Origin of the sequence: Streptomyces mangrovi (assembly GCF_900114215.1) — a bacterium.
Classification (GTDB): domain Bacteria; phylum Actinomycetota; class Actinomycetes; order Streptomycetales; family Streptomycetaceae; genus Streptomyces; species Streptomyces barkulensis.
Genome location: NZ_FOSG01000017.1, coordinates 59302 through 83829, shown reverse-complemented (window position 1 = coordinate 83829; position 24528 = coordinate 59302). Strand labels below are relative to the sequence as shown.

General features: G+C 71.0%; 20 protein-coding genes. 17 read left to right on the top strand and 3 right to left on the bottom strand.

The window, feature by feature from the left end; all coding sequences use genetic code 11:
- The first annotated feature begins 5 nt into the window (after positions 1-5).
- From BM237_RS21460 to BM237_RS21445, 4 genes are all read left to right on the top strand, one after another.
- Positions 6-1028, top strand: coding sequence for a carbohydrate ABC transporter permease (locus BM237_RS21460; protein ID WP_093851363.1), 1023 nt, complete (start codon positions 6-8; stop codon positions 1026-1028).
- Positions 1028-1930, top strand: coding sequence for a carbohydrate ABC transporter permease (locus BM237_RS21455; RefSeq protein WP_093851362.1), 903 nt, complete (start codon positions 1028-1030; stop codon positions 1928-1930). The genes BM237_RS21460 and BM237_RS21455 overlap by 1 nt, the downstream gene beginning before the upstream one ends.
- Positions 1931-2066: 136 nt before the next feature.
- The gene (gene arfA / locus BM237_RS21450; protein WP_093851361.1) at positions 2067-3566 is read left to right on the top strand and encodes an arabinosylfuranosidase ArfA; all 1500 of its coding nucleotides are present in this window, start codon (positions 2067-2069) and stop codon (positions 3564-3566) included.
- On the top strand, positions 3563-5320 hold the full coding sequence (locus BM237_RS21445) for a CocE/NonD family hydrolase (protein ID WP_093851360.1): 1758 nt from the start codon (positions 3563-3565) through the stop codon (positions 5318-5320). Before arfA ends, BM237_RS21445 begins: the two co-directional genes overlap by 4 nt.
- A 26-nt stretch (positions 5321-5346) precedes the next feature.
- Here BM237_RS21445 and BM237_RS21440 read toward each other — a convergent pair whose 3' ends face one another.
- Both BM237_RS21440 and BM237_RS21435 read right to left on the bottom strand, forming a co-directional pair.
- A complete protein-coding gene (locus BM237_RS21440) occupies positions 5347-6405 on the bottom strand; it encodes a LacI family DNA-binding transcriptional regulator (protein ID WP_093851359.1) in 1059 nt (352 codons plus the stop codon).
- A gap of 172 nt (positions 6406-6577) precedes the next feature.
- Positions 6578-8113: a glycoside hydrolase family 43 protein gene (locus BM237_RS21435; protein ID WP_093851358.1), complete on the bottom strand. Its 1536-nt coding sequence runs from the start codon at positions 8111-8113 to the stop codon at positions 6578-6580.
- Between the two features lie 439 nt (positions 8114-8552).
- Here BM237_RS21435 and BM237_RS21430 point away from each other — a divergent pair, with 439 nt between their 5' ends.
- From BM237_RS21430 to BM237_RS21380, 11 genes are all read left to right on the top strand, one after another.
- On the top strand, positions 8553-9755 hold the full coding sequence (locus tag BM237_RS21430) for an aminotransferase-like domain-containing protein (protein ID WP_093851404.1): 1203 nt from the start codon (positions 8553-8555) through the stop codon (positions 9753-9755).
- Between the two features lie 1444 nt (positions 9756-11199).
- Positions 11200-11919, top strand: coding sequence for a Phenylacetic acid catabolic protein (locus BM237_RS21425; RefSeq protein ID WP_175541093.1), 720 nt, complete (start codon positions 11200-11202; stop codon positions 11917-11919).
- A 35-nt stretch (positions 11920-11954) separates the two neighbouring features.
- The gene (locus BM237_RS21420) at positions 11955-13076 is read left to right on the top strand and encodes a radical SAM protein (RefSeq protein WP_093851357.1); all 1122 of its coding nucleotides are present in this window, start codon (positions 11955-11957) and stop codon (positions 13074-13076) included.
- 101 nt (positions 13077-13177) lie between these two features.
- The gene (locus BM237_RS21415; protein ID WP_093851356.1) at positions 13178-13432 is read left to right on the top strand and encodes an acyl carrier protein; all 255 of its coding nucleotides are present in this window, start codon (positions 13178-13180) and stop codon (positions 13430-13432) included.
- On the top strand, positions 13429-14661 hold the full coding sequence (locus tag BM237_RS21410) for a beta-ketoacyl-[acyl-carrier-protein] synthase family protein (RefSeq protein WP_093851355.1): 1233 nt from the start codon (positions 13429-13431) through the stop codon (positions 14659-14661). The genes BM237_RS21415 and BM237_RS21410 overlap by 4 nt, the downstream gene beginning before the upstream one ends.
- Entirely contained in the window at positions 14661-15530 is an 870-nt protein-coding gene (fabI, locus tag BM237_RS21405; protein WP_175541092.1) for an enoyl-ACP reductase FabI, read from the top strand. Before BM237_RS21410 ends, fabI begins: the two co-directional genes overlap by 1 nt.
- Positions 15527-16474: a beta-ketoacyl-ACP synthase 3 gene (locus tag BM237_RS21400; protein WP_093851353.1), complete on the top strand. Its 948-nt coding sequence runs from the start codon at positions 15527-15529 to the stop codon at positions 16472-16474. The genes fabI and BM237_RS21400 overlap by 4 nt, the downstream gene beginning before the upstream one ends.
- On the top strand, positions 16471-17385 hold the full coding sequence (locus BM237_RS21395; protein ID WP_093851352.1) for an alpha/beta hydrolase family protein: 915 nt from the start codon (positions 16471-16473) through the stop codon (positions 17383-17385). Before BM237_RS21400 ends, BM237_RS21395 begins: the two co-directional genes overlap by 4 nt.
- Before the next feature lie 71 nt (positions 17386-17456).
- Entirely contained in the window at positions 17457-18146 is a 690-nt protein-coding gene (locus BM237_RS21390; protein ID WP_093851351.1) for a 4'-phosphopantetheinyl transferase family protein, read from the top strand.
- Complete coding sequence (locus tag BM237_RS21385; protein WP_093851350.1) at positions 18143-18565, top strand: PaaI family thioesterase; 423 nt, start codon at positions 18143-18145, stop codon at positions 18563-18565. Before BM237_RS21390 ends, BM237_RS21385 begins: the two co-directional genes overlap by 4 nt.
- A gap of 17 nt (positions 18566-18582) precedes the next feature.
- Positions 18583-20088, top strand: a complete 1506-nt coding sequence (locus tag BM237_RS21380) for a long-chain-fatty-acid--CoA ligase (protein ID WP_093851349.1) — start codon at positions 18583-18585, stop codon at positions 20086-20088.
- Between the two features lie 130 nt (positions 20089-20218).
- On the opposite strand, the gene BM237_RS21375 is transcribed toward BM237_RS21380, so the two are convergent.
- The gene (locus BM237_RS21375) at positions 20219-21232 is read right to left on the bottom strand and encodes a LacI family DNA-binding transcriptional regulator (RefSeq protein WP_175541091.1); all 1014 of its coding nucleotides are present in this window, start codon (positions 21230-21232) and stop codon (positions 20219-20221) included.
- Positions 21233-21645: 413 nt separating this feature from the next.
- Between BM237_RS21375 and BM237_RS21370 the strand changes: the two genes are divergently transcribed.
- Both BM237_RS21370 and BM237_RS21365 read left to right on the top strand, forming a co-directional pair.
- A complete protein-coding gene (locus BM237_RS21370; protein WP_093851347.1) occupies positions 21646-22611 on the top strand; it encodes a glycoside hydrolase family 6 protein in 966 nt (321 codons plus the stop codon).
- A gap of 400 nt (positions 22612-23011) precedes the next feature.
- Positions 23012-24406 (top strand): glycoside hydrolase family 10 protein, encoded by a 1395-nt coding sequence (locus BM237_RS21365; protein WP_093851346.1) that lies wholly within the window; start codon positions 23012-23014, stop codon positions 24404-24406.
- The last annotated feature ends 122 nt before the right edge of the window (positions 24407-24528 follow it).

The following is a 24528-nucleotide window of genomic DNA, read 5'->3' as shown; positions in this document are numbered from 1 at the left end:
CAGACATGAGCGACACCCTGGGCACTGACACGGCCGACGGCCGCCAGTCGCAGGGCACGCCCCGAGCCGGGGACGCGGCCGTGTCCGCGCCCCCGGCTCCGCCGCGAGCGGCTGCGCACCGCCGGGGCCGTGCCAGGATGCGACTGGAGATCGCGGTCCTGTCCGCACCGGCGATCATCACGTTCCTGGCGTTCGTGATCTTCCCGGTCGCGCTCGCCGCGTACTACGGCTTCTACCGGTGGAAGGGCTACGGGGACCCCACCGACTGGGTCGGCCTGAACAACTACAAGCTGATCCTCACCGACCCCGCCTTCCACGACGTCCTGTGGCACAACGGCCTGATCCTGGTGCTCTCACTGGTCATCCAGGGCCCGCTGGCGATCGTCCTCGCACTGCTGCTCAACCAGAGGATCCGCGGCCGCTCGACCATCCGCGTCCTGATCTTCGTGCCCTACATCATCTCCGAGGTCATCGTCGGCACCGGCTGGAGTCTGATGCTCCAGAGCAACGGAGCCGTCAACGACCTGCTGCGCAGCATCGGCCTGGGCTCCCTGGAGACCGACTGGATCGCCGACCCGGACCTGGCCATCTGGACGCTGATGGTCATCATCACGTGGAAGTACATCGGCTTCGCGGTGATCCTGATGCTCGCCGGCCTGCAGTCGATCCCCGACGAACTCTTCGAGGCCGCGCAGATCGACGGCGCCTCCTACTGGCAGATCCAGCGCCGCATCACACTGCCGCTGCTGGGACCGACGATCCGTATCTGGGCGTTCCTGTCGATCATCGGCTCGCTGCAGTTGTTCGACCTCGTCTACATCATCTGGGGTCAGTACGTCTCGGGCACCGCGGGCACCTCGACCATGGCGATCTACATGCTCGCCCAGGGCCGCAACGCGGGCAACTACGGCTACGGCAGCGCCGTCGCGGTCGTGATGTTCCTGATCTCGCTCGGCGTCGCGCTGCTCTACCAGCGCTTCGTCCTGCGCCGCGACCTCAAGGGCGCCGTCACCGAAGGGACCGTGTGATGAGTGCGACGACCGCCACCTCCCGGATGTCCTCCACGACGGAACCGAAGCCGTCCGCCGGCCGCCGCGGCAACCGTGACAGGCCGCAGAAGTGGGGGAGCCCCATCACCTACTTCGTCGCGCTGCTCTTCGTCGGCGTCTGCGTCGCACCGGTGCTCTTCATCGTGCTCGGCGGATTCCGTACCAACTCGCAGATCACCACGGAACCGGCCGCCCTGCCCAGTCCCTGGGTGGTCGGCAACTACCTCGATGTCCTGAAGTCGACGATGTTCTGGGGCGAGTTCGCCAACTCCCTCGTCGTCGCGGTCGCGAGCACCGTCGGTATCGTCGTCCTCGGCCTGATGGTGAGCTTCGTGATCGCACGCTACGACTTCAGGTTCAAGGGCGCGATGTACTCCCTGTTCGCCGCGGGCCTGATGTTCCCGATGGTCGTCGCGATCACCCCGCTGTACCTCGTCATCAAGGACCTCGGCCTCGTCGACAACCTGCTCGGCGTGATCATCCCGCAGATCGCCTTCGGCCTGCCGGTGACCGTCATCATCCTGGTGCCGTTCCTGCGAGCCATTCCGAACGAGATCGAGGAGGCCGCCGCGATCGACGGTATGAGCCGGCTCGGATTCTTCTTCCGCATGGTGGTTCCGCTGTCGCTGCCCGGCGTGGTCACCGTCGGCATCCTCGGGTTCGTCGGCAGCTGGAACAACTACATCCTGCCCCTGTACATCCTCAACTCGCAGGCGAACTACACCCTGCCGCTCGGAGTCCAGGTGTTCTCCTCGCAGTACTCCACGGACACCGCGAAGGTCCTCGCGTTCACCTCACTCGCCATGCTGCCCGCACTGGTCTTCTTCTCGGTCTTCGAGAAGCGGATCGTCGGCGGTCTCACCGGCGCCGTGAAGGGCTGAAACCGGCACCGGCGTCTTTGAGCCGGAGCGTCCCGTGCCTGCCCCTGCCGTGTCCGCGGCGGGGGCGGGCCGCTGACCGACGGCATCGCTCAGCCCACGACCCACCCCGTGCCATCCCCCGGAAAGGACCGCCGAATTGCCCCGCGCCCGCATCGAGCTCGACCGACAGGCCGTCATCGCCCCCGTCCGACGCCGCACCTTCGGCTCGTTCGTCGAGCACCTCGGCCGCTGCGTGTACACCGGGCTCTACGAGCCGGAACACCCGAGCGCGAACGACGAAGGGTTCCGCATGGACGTCGTCGAACTCGTCAGAGAACTCGGCTGCACGACCGTCCGCTACCCGGGCGGCAACTTCGTCTCCGGGTTCCGCTGGGAGGACTCGGTCGGCCCGCGCGAGAAGCGCCCGGTGCGCCGCGACCTCGCCTGGCACTCGCTCGAATCGAACCAGATCGGCCTCGACGAGTTCGCCAGATGGCTCAAGCTAACCGGCTCCGAGCTGATGCTGGCGGTCAACGTCGCCACACGAGGCATCCTGCCCGCCCTGGACCTGCTCGAGTACGCCAACCACCCGTCCGGTACGGCGTGGTCGGACCTGCGCATCGCCAACGGCACACCGGAGCCGCACAACGTACGCATGTGGTGCCTGGGCAACGAGATGGACGGGCCCTGGCAGACCGGGTTCATGACGGCGGACGACTACGGCAAGATCGCCGCCCGCACCGCCGCCGCGATGAAGACGGCCGACAAGGACCTCGAACTCGTGGTCTGCGGCTCCTCCGGGTCCGGCATGCCGACCTTCGGCGACTGGGAGCGCACGGTGCTCGAGCACGCCTACGACCACGTCGACTACGTCTCGTGCCACGCGTACTACCAGGAACACGACGGCGACCTCGGCTCCTTCCTCGCCTCGGCCATCGACATGGACTACTTCATCGACACCGTCGTCGCCACCGCCGACCACGTGGGGCACAAGAAACGCTCGGGCAAGAAGATCAACGTCTCCTTCGACGAGTGGAACGTCTGGTATCTCAAGGAGCACCAGGAGTCCGAGGAGGTCGGTGACGAGTGGCGCCACGCCCCCCGGCAGCTCGAGGACAAGTACACGGTGGCGGACGCCGTCGTCGTCGGCAACCTGCTGATGACGCTCCTCAAACGCAGCGACCGCGTCACCTCGGCCTCGCTCGCGCAGCTCGTCAACGTGATCGCTCCGATCATGACCGAGCCCGGCGGCCCGGCCTGGCGGCAGACGACCTTCCACCCGTTCTCGATCACGAGCCGGCTCGCTTCCGGCGAGGTGATCCGGCCCGTGATCGAGGCGCCGACGTACGAAACCGCGCGCCACGGCGAGGCGTCCGTCATCGACGCCGTCGCGACCGTGGACGAGGACCGGGCCGCGGTCTTCCTCGTCAACCGCGACCTGGCCGAGGCCGCGCAGGTCACGATCGATGTACGCGGCCTCGGCTCCTCGCGCGTCGCCGAGGCGGTCACGCTCGCCGACTCCGATGTGTACGCGAAGAACACGCTCGCCGAGCAGCGCCGGGTGACCCCGGCCGTGAACCCGAGCGCGGCACTCGCCGACGGCCTGCTCACCATCGAGCTGCCGCCGGTGTCGTGGACGGCGGTCGCCCTGCGATGAGCGACGGCACCGGACCCGGTCAGGAGCCGGACCCGATAGCCGAACGCCGCGAGACGACCTGTGCGTTGCGCGATGGAACGCGGCTTCGGACCGTCCTGCTGCTTCCGCACGGGAGGGGGCCGTGGCCGGCCCTGCTGACCCGCCACCCCTATGACGCGACCCGTGACGAACACGACGGGATACTCGACGTCCGGCGCCTGGTCGCCGCCGGATACCTCGTCGCGCTCCAGGACGTGCGGGGGCGCTTCGGCTCCGCAGGGGTCTTCGACCCCTGCGCGCAGGAGGTGGCCGACGGCGCCGACGCCGTGGCCTGGCTCGCGGCGCTTCCCGAATGCACCGGCACCGTCGGGATGTGGGGCGCGTCCTACGCCTCGGACACCCAGTTCAGCGCTCTTCTGGGAGGCGCTCCGGCTCTGCGGGCGATCGCTCCCGCCATGACGCCGGCGATGTCGGCGCTCGACGGTTTCCGGTTCCGCGGCGGTGTGCCGGAGATCGGCAGCACCCTCGCGTGGACGCACTACGCGATCGCCCCGGACCTGATCACGCGCATCGGCTCCGCCCGCGAACGGGAGGCCGAGCGCAGGCGGTGGGAGGCGACCGAGCGTGCGATCGGATCCGGGGAGGCGTTCCGGGCCGGCGCCGCGCATGCCGGCCCGGACGCCGAGGCGATCGTCGTGTGGGGTCTGGACCGGTTGCGGGAGCCACTGGGGTCGGCGCGGCACCGCGCCGGGAAGATCGTCGACCGGATCGGCGCGATCGACATCCCGGTCTTCCTGACAGGCGGGTGGTTCGACGTCTTCCTCGGGCCGACGCTGGAGATCTACCGGCGTCTGCTGCGCCGCGCGAAGGACGCCGGTGGTCCGGCGCCTCGCCTTCTGGTCGGCCCCTGGTCGCATGACGACATGTCGGGCCGGACAGCCGGTGCGGATTTCGGGCCGGACGCGTCCGCCGACGATCTCGGCGGCGGCGCAGACCTCACCGCGCGGCACGTGCGGTGGTTCGACGCCGTCCTGCGCGCGGGCGAGGCGGACACGCCGCCGGTGCGTGTGTTCCTGATGGGCTCGAACCGGTGGATCGACCTGGACGAGTTCCCCCCGCGCGACACACGGACGCTCGAGCTGTACCTGAGCGCCGGGGGATCACTCGCGGCCGAGCCGACCGGGAGCGGCGAACGGAGGCTGACCAGCGATCCGGCATCCCCGGTGCCGACGTGCGGCGGTGCGGTACTCCTCTTCGCGCCGTTCGAGGCCGGGCCTGCCGACCAGAGGGCGATCGAGGCGCGGCAGGACGTGGTCTCGTGGCGCACCGTGCCGCTCGCCGAGGAACTCACGGTGATGGGCGCGGTCCGCGCCGTCGTCCATCTCGCGACCACGGGAACGGACGCGGACGTGGTCGTGCGGCTGTGCGACGAACACCCGGACGGCAGCAGCCTCGTCATCGCCGACGGTGTGCAGCGGGGGTCGGCGCGGCTGGTCGACCCGATCACGGGCCTGGGCGAGCGGCGACCGGTCGAGCCGGACCGGGAGCAGGAGTTCGTCGTGGACCTCTGGTCGACGGCGCACACGTTCCTGCCGGGCCACCGGGTGCGGGTCGACATCGCACCGAGTTCGTCACCCCGCTGGGACGTCGGACGCAACGTCTTCGAGCCGGCCGGGGCGACGGAGGCGCCCACCGTGGCGGAATACACGATCCGCCATGGCGCCGCCCGTCCGAGCCGCCTCGTCCTGCAGGTCGTGACGACAGCGCCGCGATGAGACCGGCCGGGACGCCCCCGGCCGCGTCATCGGCGTCGCGCCGAGGTCGCCGGGGCCGGTCCGGTGGAGGCACGGACGACCAGCTCGGTGGCCAGCTCCATACGGGCGGGGGACCGGGCGCCGCCCTCTTCGCCGCGGGAGAGCTCGATCAGGAGCCTGACCGCCGCGGCGCCCAGCTCGGTGCTGGGCTGTCTGACGGTCGTCAGCCCGGGGGTGATGTACTGCGCCTCGGGCAGGTCGTCGAAGCCGATGACACTGATGTCCTGGGGAATCCGCAGGCCCCGGGCGTCCAGTGCGTCGTAGATGCCCAGTGCCATGGAGTCCGCGCAGGCGAAGAGCCCCGTGATCCCCGGGTCGCCGTCGAGCAGGGTGTGGGTGGCGGCCTTGGCCTTGGCGCGGTTCCATCCGCCATAGGCCACGGACACCGTGGCGCTGCCGCCGGTCGCCGTGTCGGCCGCCGCGCGGAAACCGTCGACGCGCGCCCGGCTGAACAGATGGCGGGCGTGGCCGGCGACGACCCCCATCCGCTCGTGACCGAGGGACAGAAGGTGCTCGGCGGCCATGCGGCCGCCGTCCCAGTTCGCCACGCCGACGCTCGCCGTCCCTGACGGCGGTGTGCTCATCGGATCGATCAGCACCACGGGGACGCCTGCGGCACTGAGCGCGTTGAACTCCCGCGAGGTGGGGTCGACCAGCGTCCCGATCGTGCCGATGGTGCGCCTTCTCAGGACCCGCGACACCCAGTCGCCGTGCGGCTCGGCGAGCGTCAGCACGACATCGAGCCCCGCTGCGGCCGCCTCCCGCCCGACCCCGGCTATCAGCAGGTTCGCCCATGACCCCTCGAAGTGGGTGACCACGAGATCGAGCACGTTGGACAAGCCGCTCTCGTCCCGCGCACCTTCGCTCTTGGCCCCGGCCCGGCGGGTGTAGCCGACGGCCTGCACGGCTTCCATGACCTTCACACGCGTCTCGGCCGAGACATCGGTTCCGCCTCGCAGCACCTTGGACACGGTGGGCACGCTCGTACCGGCTGTTTTGGCCACCAAGGACAGGGTGGGGCGCGATCCGGCGGGTCGAGGTGGCATGGGGGACAGATTAACCGGCGGAGAAGCCGTCCAGGACGCCGGGCCGGTGCCGCGGCCGGCGCCTCCCGGTCCGGCACCACCGGCCGCCGACCCTCGGGGCGCGGCCTCGCGGCAGGCCGCGTCCGGCACCCGCACGGGACCGCAGGCGTCGTACGCGGCCGCGGGCCGAGCGTTACGCGGAGGGCGCCGAGGCCGGGGTGTACTCGAACCAGTCGAAGGCGACCGCGCCCTTGGTGGCGTACATGCCGATCACACGGCCGGTGAAGCCACAGGCGACCTCGGTGGACAGATAGCGCCCGTCCAGTTCGGCGAGCGGCCGGGCCCCGGGGGTGCCGGGATCCCCGAGCCAGAAGGCGAGGGTGTCGGGGCCCGTGGTCCCGCCGTCGGTGAGTTCGGGCGACGCGGGCACGAGGCCGGACGTCCGGACCGTCACGGCGAGGGTCAGCTGTCCGGCCGGGACCGGTCGGCCGGCCACGGTCTGGCGCAGCGGGCCGATCCGGGCGACGACGCGGGCCTGCCCGTTTTCGACCTCCAGTTCGTAGTGGTGGGCCTCGTCCAGGCGCACGCAGAGGCCGCCGCGTCCCGCACCCGGGTCGATCGCGGCGGTGACACGGCAGTCGTGGTGCTGCTGACGGCGGCCGACGAAGGTGTACCCGGGACGGTCGAGGGTGGGGCCGGTGGCGTGGAGGACCAGCCGGCCTGGGCGCTCGGTGAGCGACCAGGAACCCTCCGGGCGGGCGAACGGCGAGATCCAGTGCGGCGCGAGAGCGGCACTGTCGAAGTCGTCACGGGCGGGCGGGGCCGGAACCGGATGCCAGGCGCCGCCCGGGGCCGTGTGGCTCTCGGGGACGGGCGCGACGACGGGCCAGCCGTCCTCACCCCACTCCACAGGGGTCAAGAACGTCTCACGGCCGAGCACGTGCACGTCGGGCGTGAAGCCACGGGGGCGGACGCCGAGCAGCACCATCCACCAGCTGCCGTCGGGAGCCTCCACCAGGTCGGCGTGGCCGGTGTTCTGGATGGAGCGGGAGGTACCGCTGTGGGACAGCAGAGGATTGGCGGGTGCGCCCTCCCAGGGGCCGCGCGGCGAGCGGCCGCGGGCGATGGAGACGCTGTGACCGCGTTCCGTGCCGCCCTCCGCGATCAGCAGGTACCACCAGTCGCCGATGCGGTAGAGGTGCGGCGCCTCGGGGTACTTGAGGCCGCTGCCCGACCATGTGGCGAAGGGCCCCTCCAGCACCTCGCCCCCGACCGGGTCGATCCTGGCCATGTTGATGCCGCCCTCGGACCCGGAGAAGGCGCACCAGCAGGTGCCGTCCTCCTCCCACGCCAGGTCGGGGTCGATCCCGGGCAGGTCGATCCACACCGGGTCGCTCCACGGCCCTTCGGGCCGCTCGGCCGAGACGACGAAGTTGCCGCCGCCGTCGATGTTGGTGTTGACGACCCAGTAACGGCCGTCGTGGTGGCGGATCGTGGGGGCGTAGAGGCCGCCGGACGCCTTGGAGCCGGGCAGGGGCAGCGGCAGTTGCCCGGGCCGGTCGAGCACGTTGCCGATGTGCTCCCAGTGCACGAGGTCCCTGCTGTGGAAGAGCGGCAGTCCGGGGAAGTACTCGAAGCTGGAGCACACCAGGTAGTAGTCGTCACCGACCCGGCACACGCTCGGATCGGGGTGGAACCCACTGATCACAGGGTTTTCGTAGGTATGCAAGGAAAACGTGTTCCCTTCGAGCCGCCGGGCACCGTGGAGCGATTCTAGACGGCGTCCCGTGTCCGGGCTCGACCGGTGCGGGACGGCCGGGCGCGAAGGGCCGGCCGCGCCGGAACCACCACCACGTCCGCGCACCGGCGCGTTTCCCGGCCTGCCGGGGCATGGAGTACGGCCGCCTGTGCGCGCCGCCGGACAGCCCCGGATATCACGGGTGGGGCCCACGCGGTCCGCGAACACGCGATGTCCCTGCCCATGTCGCCGGACTGGGTTGAATTCGGCCTTGCCCGCCACTCCGCCGCATCGGCACGAGACCGGGAAAGGACCGGTGAGTTTTGGCCATTCTCATGGTTGACCAGGTGTCAATTTCCCTGCGCGGAAGAGATTCCGGGTCGGCCGGGAAGTCGCTTCAGCTGTGACGGCACTCGACTATGCTGCGAACATGAAGTCTGCTGAGCCACCACTTGCCGCCCGTGCGAACTCGGTCGGCTCATCGCCCGTACGCGACATCCTGGCTCTCACCTCGCGTCCCGAGGTGATCTCGTTCGCCGGCGGCCTGCCGGCGCCCGAACTGTTCGACGCCGAAGGCATCCGGGCCGCCTATGACCGGGTGCTGGCCGAGGAGGCGGAGCGGGCGCTGCAGTACTCCACCAGCGAGGGCGACCCCGAGTTGCGTGCCGTCACCGCGGCCCGGCTGACCGCGCGGGGCCTTCCGACCGAGGCCGATGACCTTCTCGTCACCAACGGGTCGCAGCAGGCGCTCACATTGCTGACCACCACGCTGGTGGAGCCCGGCGACGTGGTCCTGGTCGAGGATCCCTGTTATCTGGCCGCTCTGCAGGCCCTCTCGTTCGCGGGCACACGGATCGTGGCCGTACCGACCGACGACCAGGGGATCGACCCGGCGGCCCTGGAGGAGATCGCCGTCCGCGAGCGCCCGAAGCTGCTGTACATCGTTCCGACGTTCCAGAATCCGACCGGCCGGACGCTGCCCGCGAAGCGCCGCCGCGCGGTCGCCGAGGTGGCCCAGCGGCACGGATTCTGGATTGTGGAGGACGATCCCTACGGCGAACTCCGTTACAGCGGCGAGGAAGTGCCCTGGATCGCCTCGGCGCCGGCCGCGGCGGACCGTACGGTCCTGCTGGGCACCTTCTCCAAGATCATGGCGCCGGGAATGCGACTGGGCTACCTGCGGGCACCCGGGCGGCTGCGCCGGGCCTGTGTGATCGCCAAGCAGTCCGCGGATCTGCACACCTCCACCGTCGACCAGGCGGCGGCCGCCCGATATCTTCGCGACCGCGACCTCGCCGCGCACCTCTCCACCGTCCGTGCCGCCTACCGCGAGCGCCGGGACGCGTTGCTCGATTCCCTGCCCGAGGCCATGCCGGCGGGGAGCAGATGGAACCACCCCGACGGTGGCATGTTCGTCTGGGCGAGACTCCCCGACGGGCTCGATGCGACGAAGCTGCTGTCCGTCGTGATCAAACACGACGTGGCCTACGTGCCGGGAGCACCGTTCTTCGCGGGCACACCGGACCCGGCGTCACTGCGGTTGTCGTTCACCACTCACTCTCCCGAGGAGATCCGTGAGGGGCTTCGGCGGCTGGCCGAGGCCTTCGCGACCGCGGGCGTTTCCGCGTCGTAGCGCGTCGTCCGCTCTGTCAGCGCTCATGTGTTCGCGGCCGTCGGCTCCTCAGTCTTGCTGTACGGGCCGGAACGGAAGGTGCTCCGGCCTGTCCGCTCCTGTCGGCGGTGAGCGTCTCCCTGTCCGTGCAGCCGGCGGCGGGGCGGCGGCCCCGGATCCCGGGGCCGCCGGTGTCCCCGTCTTCCCGCCCCGTCGAGGGCGAAGGCCCGGCCTGATGCCGTTCGTGCCGCAACGGATCTGCTCCGGTGGCGGGTCCGGCGACCACCTCGGCTGACAGGCCGGTGGTCCTCCGGCGGCCGGTGATCGCTGCGTGTTTCACGTCCCCCGCCACACTCCATCTCCATGGCCAAACGGTCAGCGGCTCGAAGCCGCACCATCGGCCACGCGCGTTCCGGGACGGGGCGGTCCTTTCGGTTTTCCGTGGCCCGCTGTGGAATTCCGTCGACGGGAACCCGGCGGATCGCGAATCCGGAGTCCCGGCCTCCTGCCGGGAACGCACGGGCTGTCGTCGGCACCGCACAGTGGATTCCGGCCATGTTCCCGAAGTGCTTCGAGGGAAAGATTTCGGCCCCTCCTCCCGTGCCGGTTGAGTCCGAATCTCGCGGCGCGGCCTCTTTCGAAGCTTTTCCGCGCAAACCCCGGACATTCGGTTCCGGTGAGCGGACAAGTCGCCTGTCTTGTTTTCCCCCTTCTCGTTTATGGCGCGGATTCGAGAACTCCCTGCTTGTGGATGGAAATGGAACTGCTAATTCCGGGAAGTGCCCCGTGTGGTGTTCGGTGTGTCTTGCCCCGCGCTCCGGAAGCGTGTTTAACTGATCCGCGAGATCGCGGCCGCCCATGGCGCCGGCCGGCTTTTATTCCGCTCGGTCACCTTCGCTGAAACCCTGCCTGTGTGCTGCCCTGAGCGGCACTCGAGGAGACGCGTATGCACTTTGCGACGCATAGCTCGATCGGCCGCACAACGAATGCCATGACCAAGAGCCACACAGAACTTCCGCCCGAGCGGTTCCTTCGAGTGACATCACCTGGAAAACGATTTCCCGGCCACGCACCCGGGGCAGACCTCGGCCCACGTTCCCGGACCCCCGCAGCCCCCTGACCCGCGCAAACGCCCGACGGGACCGGCGCCCGGACGGACGGTGCCCCTGGACTCGGTACCGGACGCGGACGGCGAAGGAGCCGGCGACGACCGGTCCGTCCGACGGCCCCGACGGCGGCTTCGCGGTTCCGTCGGACGACGCGGACCACCGTTCGCCCCGGCCGGAACCGGCCGGAACCGGCCGTTACCCCGTGAGGCCGGAGGGCGGTCCTCCGCCTGTCCTGTCGGATCTCCCGCATCGAGCACACCGACGTCCACTGGAGGGATATGAGCCCGCGCAGCCACGCGGCCCGTTAGTCGTCCACTGGTTCTCCGAAACGAAACCGACTGAGTGAGGTACAGGTCATGAGTGTGTCCATTCCGACGGATGAGGAAGTCGTCGTCCGGACCCCGGAGGAGTTCCTGGCGATGCCGGAGGAGTACCGGGAGATCTGCCTCCGGCAGATGATGGTCAACACCGAGGGAGAGCTCTCCGGAGGCGACGACTACATACAGGTCTTCCTGCCGCTGGCGCCCAACGCCGAAGAGCGTCAGGTCTGCGCCGAGCGCGCGGTCGAGGAGTACGACCACTACAAGATCGGCAAGCGGGTGCTGGCCGGTGTCGGCGTGGACACCGGCTACATGGAGAAGCAGACGCTCGCCGAGCGGACCCTGTTCGCCGACCAGACGCTGCACACCTGCACCACATGGGCCGAGCGCGGCATCTTCTCGTACATCGGGGAAGAGACCGCGATGGTGATGATCTCCGAGTTCGCTCACAGCAGTTACAAGCCCTGGGCCGAGGCGGTGCGCACCATCATCCAGGACGAGAAGATCCACATCGCCCATGGCGCCCGGGTGTGCCGCAACTTCGCGGAGACCGAGGAGGGCCGCTACGAACTGCAGCGGGCTCTGGACCGGCTCTGGCCGACCTTCGTGAAGATCTTCGGCAGCCCCCGGTCGGAACGGGCCCGGCTCGCCGTGCGCTTCGGGCTGCGCAAGACCACCAACGGCGAGGCGTGCGATGTGTGGCGCGCGAAGGTCACCCCCCGGATCGAGCGCCTGGGACTGCGCGTTCCCGAGTGACAGGCAGCCGCCCCTACACCGAGGAGCTTCGTCAGATGGCAATACCCGTCACGATCGCGCAGCGCCCGCTGAGCCGCAGAGAGGCCAAGGAACGCACCGCGGCCCTCCTCCAGGACCGGCCCGACCTGGCCGAGCGGCTGCACCGACTGCGCCGCCAGGGACGCGCCGTCCGCTCCTGCGAGGTGCATCTCACCAACGCGTGCAACATCCGCTGCAAGGGCTGCTGGTACTTCGAGGGCGGTTTCGACTCCGCGGTGAGCGAGGAACGCGACCTCGCCAAGATCCGCGCCTTCACCCGCCGACTGCGCGAGGACGGGGTGAACCAGGCCACGCTGATCGGCGGCGAGCCGACGCTCGTCCCGCAGCGCGTCGAGGTGTTCGTCGAGGAACTGCCCTACATCACCATCTCCACCAACGGCCTGCGTCCCATGCCCCTGCAAGGCTTCGAGAGGATCGCCGTCGCCGTCAGCATCTTCGGCGGCGGTCCGCTCGACGACGATCTGCGCGCCATCCGCGTCAACGGATCGAAGTTCACCGGCCTCTTCGACACGGCGCTCTCCCACTACCGGGACGACTCGCGGGTGATGTTCATCTTCGCGCTCTCGGAGTCCGGCCTGGACCACATCGAGCCCACGGTCCGGAAGATCGCCGACAACGGCAACATCGTCACCTTCAACTTCTACAGCGAGCACGGCTCGGACAACCCGATCCGGATCGAGAACGAGAAGCGCGTCCTCGACGAGGCCCTCCGGGTCAAGGAGCTCTACCCGGAGACCGTCGTCAGCCACCCCTACTTCATCCGGACGCTGATCACCGGCACCACCCACTGGGGCGGGCGGTTCGGCTACGACGTCTGCCCCAGCCTCAGCGTGGACCACCCGGACCACGCCGAGCGGGTGACCAACGGCAACCCGGTCATCCCGGGCTTCAACGCCTGGGGCGCCGACTACGAGTCGCTCCAGTTCTGCTGCACCTCGGGCGACTGCAACGGCTGCCGGGACAGCCAGGCCGTCTACAGCTGGCTCGTGGTCAGCGCCAACCGCTTCCTCGACAGCGCGGAGCGACTCGAGGAGTGGCTGGACATCGCCGAGAGCTACTGGCGGCAGTGGTACTGGTCCCCCTTCCACGCGAGCAGGGCCGACACGGTCGGTGCCTGACCGACCGGAAGCGCCCGAGCTTTCCGGAAGCCGCCGGAGGCCGGCCTTCACCGGCCGGCCTCCGGCGGCCCCTTCCTCCCACACCGCACCCGAGGAGAAGCATGTCTCTCACGCTCGACCGCAAGGCCATCGAAACCTTCGTCGCGGACGCACTGGTGGACCTCGGGGTCGACCGGTCCGACATCGTCGTCGATGCCTCGCTCGACGATCTGGAGATCGACTCCCTCGACATGGTGGAGCTGAGCCAGTCCATCAGGCGGGACCTGGACATACCCGTCAAGCCCAAGGACTTCGACGAGGTCGAGACCGTCGGGCAGGTGCTCAAGGTCTGCTGCGAGAAGGCCGGCTGCGAGTGACCGTTGGAGTGATCACCGGCTTCGGGGCGGTTACTCCGCTCGGTGTCGGTGCCGGTCTGCTCCACGACCGCGCGGTGGCCGGACAGAGCGGTCTGACCGACGGCGTGGGGCGGTGCGGCGACTTCACGGCCCGGGAGCATCTGTCCCGTCACGAGACCCGCCGCACCGACCGCTTCAGCCAACTCGCGCTCGTCGCGGCCGCGGAGGCACTGGCCCAGGCCGGCTGGCGGACGGCAGCCCCGCCGTATCCGTCCGACCGGGTGGCCTGTGTGATCGGCTGCGGCCTGGGCGGCACCACGACCCTCGGGATCCAGCAGGGCGTCCTCGACCGGCAGGGGGAGGAGTACGTCTCACCGCTGACGGTGCCGATGGCGATGGCCAACGCCGCGGCCTCGCACCTGTCGATGCGCTACGCCCTCCACGGCGAGTCGCTGTGCGTCGCCTCGGCCTGCGCCAGCGGTGCGCAGGCCATCGGCACCGGGCTGCGGCTGCTGGCCGCCGGCGCGGCGGACGCGGTCGTGGCGGGCGGGACCGAGGCGTCCACCTCACCGTTGATCAGCGCCGCCTTCCGAGCCGCCGGCGCGCTGTCGCCCACCGGCGCGTCCGTGCCCTTCGACCGGGACCGGGACGGATTCCTCCTCGGCGAGGGGGCGGGGATCCTGGTGCTGGAGACCGCGGCCGGGGCCGCCCGGCGTGGCGCCGCCGTGCTCGGCAGCGTACTCGGCTACGGGGCCTCCTCGGACGCCCACCACGTGACCGCCCCGGAGCCCAGCGGGCGCAGCGCGGCGGCCGCCGTCACCCGTGCGCTGGCGGAAGCGGAGGTGGCCCCGGGTGACATCGGCTACATCAACGCGCACGGGACCGGCACCGTCCTCAACGACCGGCTGGAGTGCGACGCGCTGCGGCTGGCGCTCGGCGACGCCCTGCCCGCCATCCCGATGTCCTCCAGCAAGGCCGGCCTGGGCCATCTGCTCGGCGCCGCCGGGGCGGTGGAGGCGATCGCCACCCTCCAGGCCCTGCGCCACGCGACCGCGCCGCCGACCGTGGGGCTGCGTCGCCCGGACGAGCGGCTCGGTCCCTTGGACCTGATCCGCACCGCACGGCGACTGGCCGCGCCGGTACCGGGCCGACCGCTGATCGGGCTCTCCACCTCGTTCGGGTTCGGCGGCCACAACGCGGCCCTCGTGCTGGCCTCCGCCCCCTCCATCACTACGAAAGGCCGTGGGTGATGTTGTCGTTCCACGGACAGCGCTATCTGGTCACCGGAGTCCTCAACGAGGACTCCATCGCCTGGCACACCGCCCGCCGGCTCCAGCAGGCGGGGGCGGAGGTGCTGCTGACCGGCTTCGGCCGCTCCCGCCGCATCACCGAGGCGGCAGCGGCCGGCCTTCCCACCCCGCCCGAGGTGCTGGAGCTGGACGTCACCCGCCCCGGGGACTTCACCCGGCTGGCGGAGGAACTGGACAAGCGCTGGGGCGCGGTGGACGGGGTGCTGCACGCCATCGCCTCCGCGCCCGAGGACGCCATCAGCGGCAACTTCCTGACCACCGGGCCCGAGGACGCGGCGTTCGCCTTCCGCACCGCGGCCTACTCCCTGCACTCCCTGACCACCGCGCTCACCCCGCTGCTGAGCGCCGACGGGCGCCGGGGCAGTGTGGTGGGGCTCGACTTCGACTCCTCGGCGGCCTGGCCCGGATACGACTGGATGGGCGTCGGCAAGGCCGCTCTGGGGGCTGTCTGCCGCTACCTCGCCCTGTACCTCGGGCCCGCGGGGATCCGCGTCAACCTCGTCGCGGCCGGCCCTGTGGAGACCGTGGCGGGGCGTGGTATCGGCACCTTCGACCGGATCGCGGACCGCTGGGAGGCCGAGGCACCGCTGGGCTGGGACCGCACCGACACGGAGCGACTCACCGGACCGATCCTCTTCCTGCTCTCGGACCTCGCCTCCACCGTCACCGGCGAGATCGTGCACGCCGACGGCGGGATGCACGCGGTCCACATGGGCTGGGGCGCCGTTCCCGCGGGCGGTGAAGCCGCCGGGGGCGGCGGGCGGCGCCCGGCAGCTCCGCACCCGGCGACCAAGGAGACCACACGATGACAGCGGCTATCGTCGGCATCGGCGCCGCGCTTCCCGAAAAGACCGTTCCCAACAGTTACTTCACCTCCCGTCTCGACACCTCCGACGAGTGGATCCGCAAGCGCACCGGCATCGCGGAGCGCCGCTTCCTGGCGGAGGACGGCCATCTGGCCGACCTTGCGGTGGCCGCGTCCCGGCAGGCCCTGCGCACCGCCGGACGCGCCGCCGCCGACGTACACCACATCGTGGTGGCGACGACCACCCCGGACCGGGTCACCCCGGGACTGGCCGTCGAGGTAGCCACCCGGCTCGGCATGCCGCGGGCGGCCGCGTTCGACCTTCACGCCGCCTGTGCCGGCTTCGTCTACGCACTGGACCACGCGAGCGCGCTGATCGAGTCCGGGCGGGCCAAAGCCGTCCTGGTCTGCGGAGCCGAGGCGCTCACCCGCATCACCGACCGCACCGACCGCTCGACCGCCGTCCTGCTGGGCGACGGAGCGGGCGCCGTTCTGCTCGCCGACGTGGCGCGGGCTCCCGCGCCCTGCTTCTCACTGGGCTCCGACGGCGAGCGGATCCCGCTTCTCTACGCCGACCGCCACGACCGGGTGCTGCGCATGGACGGTCCGGAGATCTTCGTACACGCGGTGGAGAAGATGAGCGCCGCGACCCGGCGGGTGCTCGGTCGGCAGGAGCTGGCGCCGGAGGAGATCGACCTGTTCGTCGCCCACCAGGCCAATGCCCGCATCGTGCGTGCCGTCGCGAAGGAGCTCGGTGTGCCCGCCGAGCGGGTCTTCCTCAACGTGGACCGCGTGGCCAACACTTCGTCGGCGTCCATTCCGATCGCTTTGGCCCAGGCCTGGGAGGAGGGGCTGCTGAGCGGGTCGGGGCTGCTGGGCGTGGCCGCCTTCGGGGCCGGCATCACCTGGGGCGCCGGAGTGGTGGGCTGGCGACTGGGAGAGTTGTGACACCCGCAGGAGCGGCGCGACCGCCCCGCATCCCCCTGCTCGCCCGGATCACCACCCCGGACGGTGCCCGACTGACGGTCCGCGCCCTGTCCCGGCAGGAGCCGCAGGCCCCGGTGGTGGTGCTGCTGCCGGCCATGGGCATGTCCGCACGCAACTACACCCCGCTGGCGCGCGCCCTGCACGCACAGGGGCTGACCGTAGTCACCACGGACCTGCGCGGCCACGGGGAGAGCCTGCCCCGGCCGCGGCGCGGCGTCCGCTTCGGCTACCGGGAGATCGTCGAGCAGGACATCGGGGCGGTGCTGCGGGAGGTCCAGGCGGCCTTCCCCGAGGCCCCCAGGCTCCTGCTGGGACACAGCCTGGGCGGTCAACTGGGGCTGGTGCACTGCGGCGTGTTCCAGCCGCCGGTCGCCGGGGTGGTGCTGGTGGCGTCGGGATCGGCCTGGTACCGGTGCTTCGGCCCGCTCGAGGGCGTACGGCGGCTGCTGCTCGGCCAGCTGTGCGCGGTGGGCGCGATGGTGCTCGGCCACTGGCCGGGCGAGCGGCTGGGCTTCGCCGGCCGGGAGTCCGCGCGGCTGATCCGCGACTGGGCCCGGCAGGTGCGCACCGGCCGCTACAGGGTCCGGGGCGGCTGCGCCGACTACGAGCGGATGCTGCGCACCGTACGGATGCCGGTGCTGGCGGTGGACGTCGAGGGAGACGATCTGGCGCCGCCCCGTGCGGTCGACCACCTCTGCGCCAAGACGCCGCACGCGGATGTCGTGCGCTGGAGCCTCACCCGCGCCGGCGCGTCCGGAAAGCCACTGGGCCATTTCCGCTGGATCCGCCACCACACCGGACTGGTCGAGAGGATCGCCGCATGGGCCTTCCAGGTGACCGGCGCCGACGCCGCCGACACCGCATGCCGGTAGAACCGCCTGCGAGTCCGGGGCCGGCGCGCCGCACCATCGTGCCGGGCGCGGGTACGGGCACGGGCTCGCCGATGCTGTCCGGGCTGCTGCCGCCGTGGGCGGGATGCGCCGAAGTGCGCGGGGAGGAGGCCGTGGTCCTCTTCCCGGAGGAGGCGGACGTCGTCGCCCGGGCCCGTGCCGGGCGCCGACGGGAGTTCGGCACCGCCCGGCTGTGCGCCCGGCGGGCGCTGGGCGCCCTGGGGCTCCCCGCCTCCCCGCTGCCGCGCGGTCCGCGGGGCGCGCCCGTCTGGCCGGAGGGGGTGGTGGGGAGCATCACCCACTGCGACGGCTACCGGGCGGCGGCGGTGGCCCGTGACCGGGACGCGGTGGCCCTGGGCGTGGACGCCGAGCCCGACGCGCCCCTGTCCGCCCGGGCGCTGGAGGCAGTGGCGTCCGGCGAGGAACGGCGACGTCTGGTGGAACACCGGCGGTGCCGCCCGGACGTGTCCTGGGACCGCCTGCTGTTCAGCGCCAAGGAGTCCGTCTACAAGGTGTGGTCCCCGCTGGTCGGCCGCTGGCTGGGCTTCGAGGACGCCGAGGTGAGGTTCGATCCGCCCGGTGAGGGGTCCCGGGGCACTTTCCACGCCACGATCCCGGCGGCTCCCACCGGGATCCCCCTGCCGCGCCGGCTGAGCGGACACTGGCTGTCCCGCGATGGGCTGCTGGTCACCGCGATCGCCGTATGCCCCCCGCCCCCCGACCGCATGGAGAGGACACCATGACCGCCGCGGACACCGCCGCCGAGAACACCGATGACATCAACGCGCTGATCGGCAAGGAGTTCCCCTGGCTCGCCTCCGACCACGTGGTCGCAGCGGTGACCGAGGACCGACTTGTCATGGAGGCCCGATCAAAGTCCCTGGAGCGGGGTCCGGCCGAGGGCACCGTGTCCGGCCCGGCCCAGTTCCGCATGGCCGACCTGGCCGGTTACCTGCTGATCAAACACCGTTCCGGAGCGGACTGTTCGGTGCGGCTGCGCACCGTGAGTCTGAGCTGCCTGGACGCACCGGCCCCAGGTGTTCTCACGGCACGGGCGACCATGCTCCGCCACAGCAAGCGGAATGCCGAGGTGCGGGTCGACATCTGCGACGCGCGGGACAACAGGATCTGTGCCGCCTCCCTCCTGTACTCCGTCCGATGATCCCGAGGAGAACTGTCATGGCCATCACACCGGAGGAGCTGCGGAGCCCGTCCGAACTCCTGTCCCGCACGGCCCTGCGACACGCGAGCCGGGCAGCCGTCCGGCTCGACGGCCAGGAACTGACCTTCGCCGAACTCGACGACCTCAGCTCCCGCACCGCCGCGTACCTGCGCTCCCGGAATGTCACCGCGGGCGACCGAGTGGCCCTGTCCTTTCCCAACGTCCCGCTCTTCGCAGCCCTCTACTACGGCATCCTGCGCGCGGGCGCAGTCGTCGTGCCCATGAACCCCATGCTCAAGTCCCGGGAGGTGGCGCACTGTCTGGCGGACGCCGGTGCCGCCCTGCTGCTCACCTGGCACGAAGGCGCCGACGAGGCGGCGAAGGGAGCCCGTTCGGTGGGCACCCGGCACATCGCGGTGGAGCCGGCCGCGTTCGCCGAGACCCTGCGACAACACCGGCCCGGGGACTTCACAGGCGAGAGATCGGCCTCCGACACGGCCGTCGTCCTCTACACCTCGGGCACCACCGGCAAGCCCAAGGGGGCCGAACTCACCGGCGCCAACATCCTGCACAACGTCGCCGCGGCGGTGGACGTGCTGCGGCTGGGCCCCGAGGACGTGACGTTCGGCGGCCTGCCGCTCTTCCACTCCTTCGGGCAGGTGATGGGGCTCAACTGCGCGGTGGCGGTGGGCGCGTGCCTCACCCTGCTGCCGCGCTTCGAAGCAGCCCGCGCCCTCTCGCTGATCGAGCGCGACAAGGTCACCGTCTTCCTCGGCGTGCCGACGATGTACACCCTTGTGCTCGGCGCGGCGGACCACGGCCGCCACGACGTGTCCTCGCTGCGCGTCTGCGTCTGCGGCGGCTCCCCACTGCCGGTCGAGGTGCTGCGCGGCTTCGAGGACCTCTTCGGATGCGCGGTCCTCGAAGGTTACGGACTGTCCGAGTCCTCTCCGTTGGCCTGCATCAACCGCATCGACCGGAAACGCGTCGCCGGCACCGTGGGTATTCCCGTCGACGGTGTCGAGATGCGGGTCGTGGACGAGGAGGGCAAGGAGGTGCCCGTCGGAGAGGTCGGCGAGATAGTGATGCGCGGACACAACGTCATGAAGGGCTACTGGCGCCGCCCGGAGGCCACCGCCGAGACGGTCAAGGACGGCTGGCTGCACACCGGGGACCTCGGCATCCGGGACACCACCGGCGACTTCCGCATCGTGGACCGGCTCAAGGACGTCATCATCAGGGGCGGCTTCAACGTCTACCCCCGGGAGGTCGAAGACGTCCTGTACCGGCATCCGGCCGTCATGGAAGCCGCGGTGGTGGGAATTGCGCACCCCACCCACGGAGAGGAGGTCGCCGCCACCGTCGTCCTCAAACCGGGTGCCGAGACGACCCCCGGACAACTGCGTGACTTCGTTCGCGAGCAGGTGGCGAGCTACAAGTACCCGCGTGTCGTCCGGATCGCCGCGTCCCTGCCCAAAGGGCCGACCGGGAAGATCCTCAAGCGGGAGATCACCGTCTCCTGACACACGGCGGCGGCGTCCGGTGGTGTGGTGGGTACGCGTGTACGGCCCTGCGCCGGAGGTCCCGGGGCGGGCGCCGCCTTGCGCCTGCTCGCCGTGGAGCCGGGGCGGAGCCGAACACCTTGAGCAACCGTCAGGCGCTGGCGCGGACGATCAGCCGGGTGGGCAGGATCAGGGGAGTGGGGTCCTGTCCGTTGACGAGGGCGACGAGCATGTGCGCCATCTTCCGCCCGAGGGCCTGTACGGGCTGCTGGACGGTGGTGAGCGGCGGGTCGGCGACCCGGGCGACGGCCAGGTCGTCGAAACCCACCACGGCGATGTCGTCGGGTACCGTCCGTCCGGCCTCGCGCAGTGTGCGCAGCGCTCCCACCCCCATGTTGTCGTTGGCGGCGAACACCCCGTCCACCTCGGGATGGTTCACCAGCAGCGCGGCCATGGCGGCGGCGCCGCTGGGTTCGGTGAAGTCCCCCTCCTGCGGCGGGAGAGGGGAGAGGCCGGCCGCCAGCATGGCGTCCCGGTAGCCGCGGTACCGGGCGCGTCCGACCCCGGTGTCCAGCCGCCCGCAGATCGCGGCAACGCGCGTCCGGCCGCGCGAGACCAGATACTCGGTCGCCTCACGGGCCCCGCCGACGTTGTCGGCGTCCACGTACCACCGGGGAGCCGGGCCGACCGGCCGCCCTCCGAAGACGACGGGCATCGCCGTCTCCTCGGCCATACGGATCAGTGGATCGTTCTCGCGCAGGGCCATCAGCATCACGCCGTCGGCGCCCCTGGAGCGAAGGAGGTCCTCCACCCGCCTGCGGCCCCGGTCGGAAGCGGCCAGACACAGCATCAGATGCAGGTCGGCCTCCTCCAGCGCGCCTGACGCCCCCACGATCACCTGGGCGAAGAACGGATCCGCGAAGATCGACGGATCCTCTCCCGAGACGACCAGGGCGGCCACCCCCGTCCGGCGGGTGGCCAGTGCCCGGGCGGTCGTGTTGGGCACGTAACCGAGTCGCCGGACGGCCCGCTCGACCGCCTCGCGTTTGGCGCGGCTGACATGCGGGGCGTTGTTGAGGGCGCGGGAGGCCACGGAACGGGACACGCCCGCGAGTTCGGCCACCTCGTCGAGCGTCGATCGCCGACGCGCCACATCCTCTGCCATGACCCCCGAGCCTCTCCCTGCCGACCGGACGGGAAGCGTCTCACCCCCGCCCGCCTGCCTGCCACCCGCCCGGTGGACGAGGAGGACAGAGAAGGGGCGGGCCCGGCCGCGAGGACTGGAAGCGCTTCCAGAAAAACCGTACGCCTCCGCCGTGCCGTCGACGTTGATCCCCCGAGTACTTGACAGTCCAATGGACCCAACCACACGATACCTGTCACGACGAAGGCTCCGGAGTCTGGGAGCGCTTCCAGTGGGAGCGCTCCCAGAGGTCTCCGCCGAGTCCTCGCGCGTGTTCTCCCCGCCGGAGAGCCCGTCGCCGGCGGAGAGGCGTACCACCGCACTTCCTTCAGCGCGTCGCACGCCCGGAGCGCGGGCGCGCGACGCACCCCCCACCAGGAAACCGAGGTACCGTCATGCGCCGTAGCATCCGCGCCCTCACCGCAGCGCTCCTCGCCCTGCCGCTGGCACTCGCCGTCGCACCGTCCGCCCACGCCGCCGACCCGACCACCATGACCAACGGGTTCTACGTGGACCCCGACTCCAGCGCCAAGCGGTGGGTCGCCGCCAACCCCGGCGACGGCCGGGCGTCCGCGATCAACGCCTCCATCGCCAACACCCCGACGGCCCGCTGGTTCGGCTCGTGGAGCGGCACCATCGGCACCGCCACGGGCGCGTACGCGGGGGCGGCGGACCGCGCCGACAAACTGCCCCTGCTCGTCGCCTACAACATCTACAACCGCGACTACTGCGGCGGGCACTCCTCGGGCGGAGCCTCCTCGCCGTCCGCCTACGCGAGCTGGATCGCGCAGTTCGCCGGCGGAATCGGCAACCGCCCGGCCGTCGTGATCCTGGAGCCGGACTCGCTGGGGGACTACGGCTGCATGACGCAGGCCCAGATCGACGAGCGCGAGCGCATGCTCACCGGGGCCCTCACCGAGTTCAGCCGCCAGGCCCCCAACACCTGGGTCTACATGGACGCCGGCAACCCGGGCTGGGCATCCCCGGCGACCATGGCCCAGCGTCTGCACGAAGCCGGCCTCCGGCAGGCCCGCGGCTTCTCGCTCAACGTCTCCAACTACTTCACCACGGCCGAGAACACCGCCTACGGCAACGCGGTCAACAGCGAACTGAGGTCCCGCTACGGCTACACCAAGCCGTTCGTCGTGGACACCAGCCGCAACGGCAACGGCTCCAACGGCCAGTGGTGCAACCCCTCGGGCCGCCGCATCGGCACCCCCACCCAGCAGGGCGGCGGCGCCGAGATGCTGCTGTGGATCAAGGTTCCGGGCGAGTCCGACGGCAACTGCGGCGTCGGAGCCGGCTCCTCGGCCGGCCAGTTCCTCCCCGAGGTCGCCTACAAGATGATCTACGGCTACTGATCACCGAACTCCGCGCCCCCCGGCCCGGGAGGCACCTCGTACGCCTTGAGGAAGGTACTCGGCGACTCCCGGCCGTAAGGAGCGCCCTGCCCCCGCAGGGCGCCGCGGAAGGCGGAGCGGGGCAGGCAGGCTCCGCCGCGGTCGCCCGCGCCCGTGCGGCGGGCCGGTGTCCTGCCCGCCGCGCCTGCTCCATCCGGCTTCTTCGCGACCTGTGCAACGCGCCCGAGGCGGCCCGGGCGCCGCGGGAGGAGCCGGATTGGAGCCGGTCTGTGCCCCGACACCGGCAGGCGGTGCCTCCCGCCTGCGGAGAGGAATCGGGTCAGGGCCGGATCGGCTCGCCGGCCCGCCGACACGGCAACACACCGAGCCCCGGACGTTTTTCGAATCGGAGGACACCCCCATGCTCCGCCACCGCCCGACCCGAGGCCGCCGCACGGCCGGCCTCCTCACCACAGCGTTGGTCGCCCTGTCGGCCGGCTTGACCGCGATCGCGCCCGCTCATCCGGCCCACGCCGACACCGCCACCCTGGGCGAACTGGCCGAGGCCGAGGGCCGTTACTTCGGCTCCGCCACGGACAACCCCGAACTGTCCGACACCCAGTACACGCAGATCCTGGGCAGCGAGTTCGGCCAGATCACCGTCGGCAACACCATGAAGTGGCAGTACACCGAGCCGTCCCGGGGCCGGTTCGACTACACCGCCGCCGAGGAGATAGTCGGCCTGGCCGAGTCCAACGGCCAGTCGGTGCGCGGACACACCCTGGTGTGGCACAACCAGCTGCCGGGCTGGGTCGAGGACGTGCCCGCCGACGAACTTCTCGGGGTCATGCGCGACCACATCACCCACGAAGTCGACCACTTCGAAGACCGGCTGGTCCACTGGGACGTGGTCAACGAGGCGTTCGAGGAGGACGGCAGCCGCCGGCAGTCGGTCTTCCAGCAGAAGATCGGCGACAGCTACATCGCCGAGGCCTTCAAGGCCGCCCGCGCCGCCGATCCGGACGTCAAGCTCTACTACAACGACTACAACATCGAAGGCATCGGCCCCAAGAGCGACGCCGTCTACGAGATGGTGAAGTCCTTCAAGGCCCAGGGCGTCCCCATCGACGGCGTCGGAATGCAGGCCCACCTGATCGCCGGCCAGGTCCCGGCGAGCCTTCAGCGGAACATCCAGCGCTTCGCCGACCTGGGCGTCGATGTCGCCGTCACCGAACTCGACATCCGCATGACCCTGCCGCGTACCGCCGCCAAGGACGCACAGCAGGCCACCGACTACGGCGCCGTGGTCGAGGCGTGCCTGGCGGTCTCCCGGTGCGTCGGCATCACCGTCTGGGACTACACCGACAAGTACTCCTGGGTTCCTTCCGTCTTCCCCGGCGAGGGCGCCGCTCTGCCGTGGGACGAGGACTTCGCCAAGAAGCCCGCATACCACGCCATCGCCGCCGCGCTCGGCGGCGGCAGCCCCGCCCCCGGCGGCAACTGCACCGCCACCTACCGCGTCACCAGCCAGTGGCAGGGCGGCTTCACCGCCGAGATCACCGTCGGGAACGACCACACCGCGCCGATCGACGGCTGGACCGTCACCTGGATGCTGCCCGGCGGCCAGTCCATCAGCCACCTGTGGAACGGAGACCTCACCGTCGACGGGCAGAACGTCACCGTCCGCAACGCCGGCTACAACGGCACCCTCGGCAGCAACGGAAGCACCACCTTCGGTTTCCAGGGCGAAGGGGCGGCCGGCACTCCGGCGGACGTGACCTGCACCCCCGGCCGGCCGTCCGGGACCTCGGCGTAGCCGGTCGGCGTCCGTTCGCCGGCGGCTCGCCGTGCCGGGAGGAGTCGGCGGGGCGGGTGGAGCCGGTGGGGCGGGTGGGCCCCACGGCCGGGCCCGTGCTCCGGTTCTCGGCTCACCGCGGA

Bases quoted from the DNA above. Each gene is read 5' to 3' on its own strand.
- BM237_RS21460 (WP_093851363.1), top strand. From the start codon at position 6: ATGAGCGACACCCTGGGCACTGACACGGCCGACGGCCGCCAGTCGCAG.
- BM237_RS21455 (WP_093851362.1), top strand. From the start codon at position 1,028: ATGAGTGCGACGACCGCCACCTCCCGGATGTCCTCCACGACGGAACCG.
- BM237_RS21445 (WP_093851360.1), top strand. From the start codon at position 3,563: ATGAGCGACGGCACCGGACCCGGTCAGGAGCCGGACCCGATAGCCGAA.
- BM237_RS21440 (WP_093851359.1), bottom strand. From the start codon at position 6,405: ATGCCACCTCGACCCGCCGGATCGCGCCCCACCCTGTCCTTGGTGGCC.
- BM237_RS21430 (WP_093851404.1), top strand. From the start codon at position 8,553: ATGAAGTCTGCTGAGCCACCACTTGCCGCCCGTGCGAACTCGGTCGGC.
- BM237_RS21425 (WP_175541093.1), top strand. From the start codon at position 11,200: ATGAGTGTGTCCATTCCGACGGATGAGGAAGTCGTCGTCCGGACCCCG.
- BM237_RS21420 (WP_093851357.1), top strand. From the start codon at position 11,955: ATGGCAATACCCGTCACGATCGCGCAGCGCCCGCTGAGCCGCAGAGAG.
- BM237_RS21415 (WP_093851356.1), top strand. From the start codon at position 13,178: ATGTCTCTCACGCTCGACCGCAAGGCCATCGAAACCTTCGTCGCGGAC.
- fabI (WP_175541092.1), top strand. From the start codon at position 14,661: ATGTTGTCGTTCCACGGACAGCGCTATCTGGTCACCGGAGTCCTCAAC.
- BM237_RS21400 (WP_093851353.1), top strand. From the start codon at position 15,527: ATGACAGCGGCTATCGTCGGCATCGGCGCCGCGCTTCCCGAAAAGACC.
- BM237_RS21390 (WP_093851351.1), top strand. From the start codon at position 17,457: ATGCTGTCCGGGCTGCTGCCGCCGTGGGCGGGATGCGCCGAAGTGCGC.
- BM237_RS21385 (WP_093851350.1), top strand. From the start codon at position 18,143: ATGACCGCCGCGGACACCGCCGCCGAGAACACCGATGACATCAACGCG.
- BM237_RS21380 (WP_093851349.1), top strand. From the start codon at position 18,583: ATGGCCATCACACCGGAGGAGCTGCGGAGCCCGTCCGAACTCCTGTCC.
- BM237_RS21375 (WP_175541091.1), bottom strand. From the start codon at position 21,232: ATGGCAGAGGATGTGGCGCGTCGGCGATCGACGCTCGACGAGGTGGCC.
- BM237_RS21370 (WP_093851347.1), top strand. From the start codon at position 21,646: ATGCGCCGTAGCATCCGCGCCCTCACCGCAGCGCTCCTCGCCCTGCCG.
- BM237_RS21365 (WP_093851346.1), top strand. From the start codon at position 23,012: ATGCTCCGCCACCGCCCGACCCGAGGCCGCCGCACGGCCGGCCTCCTC.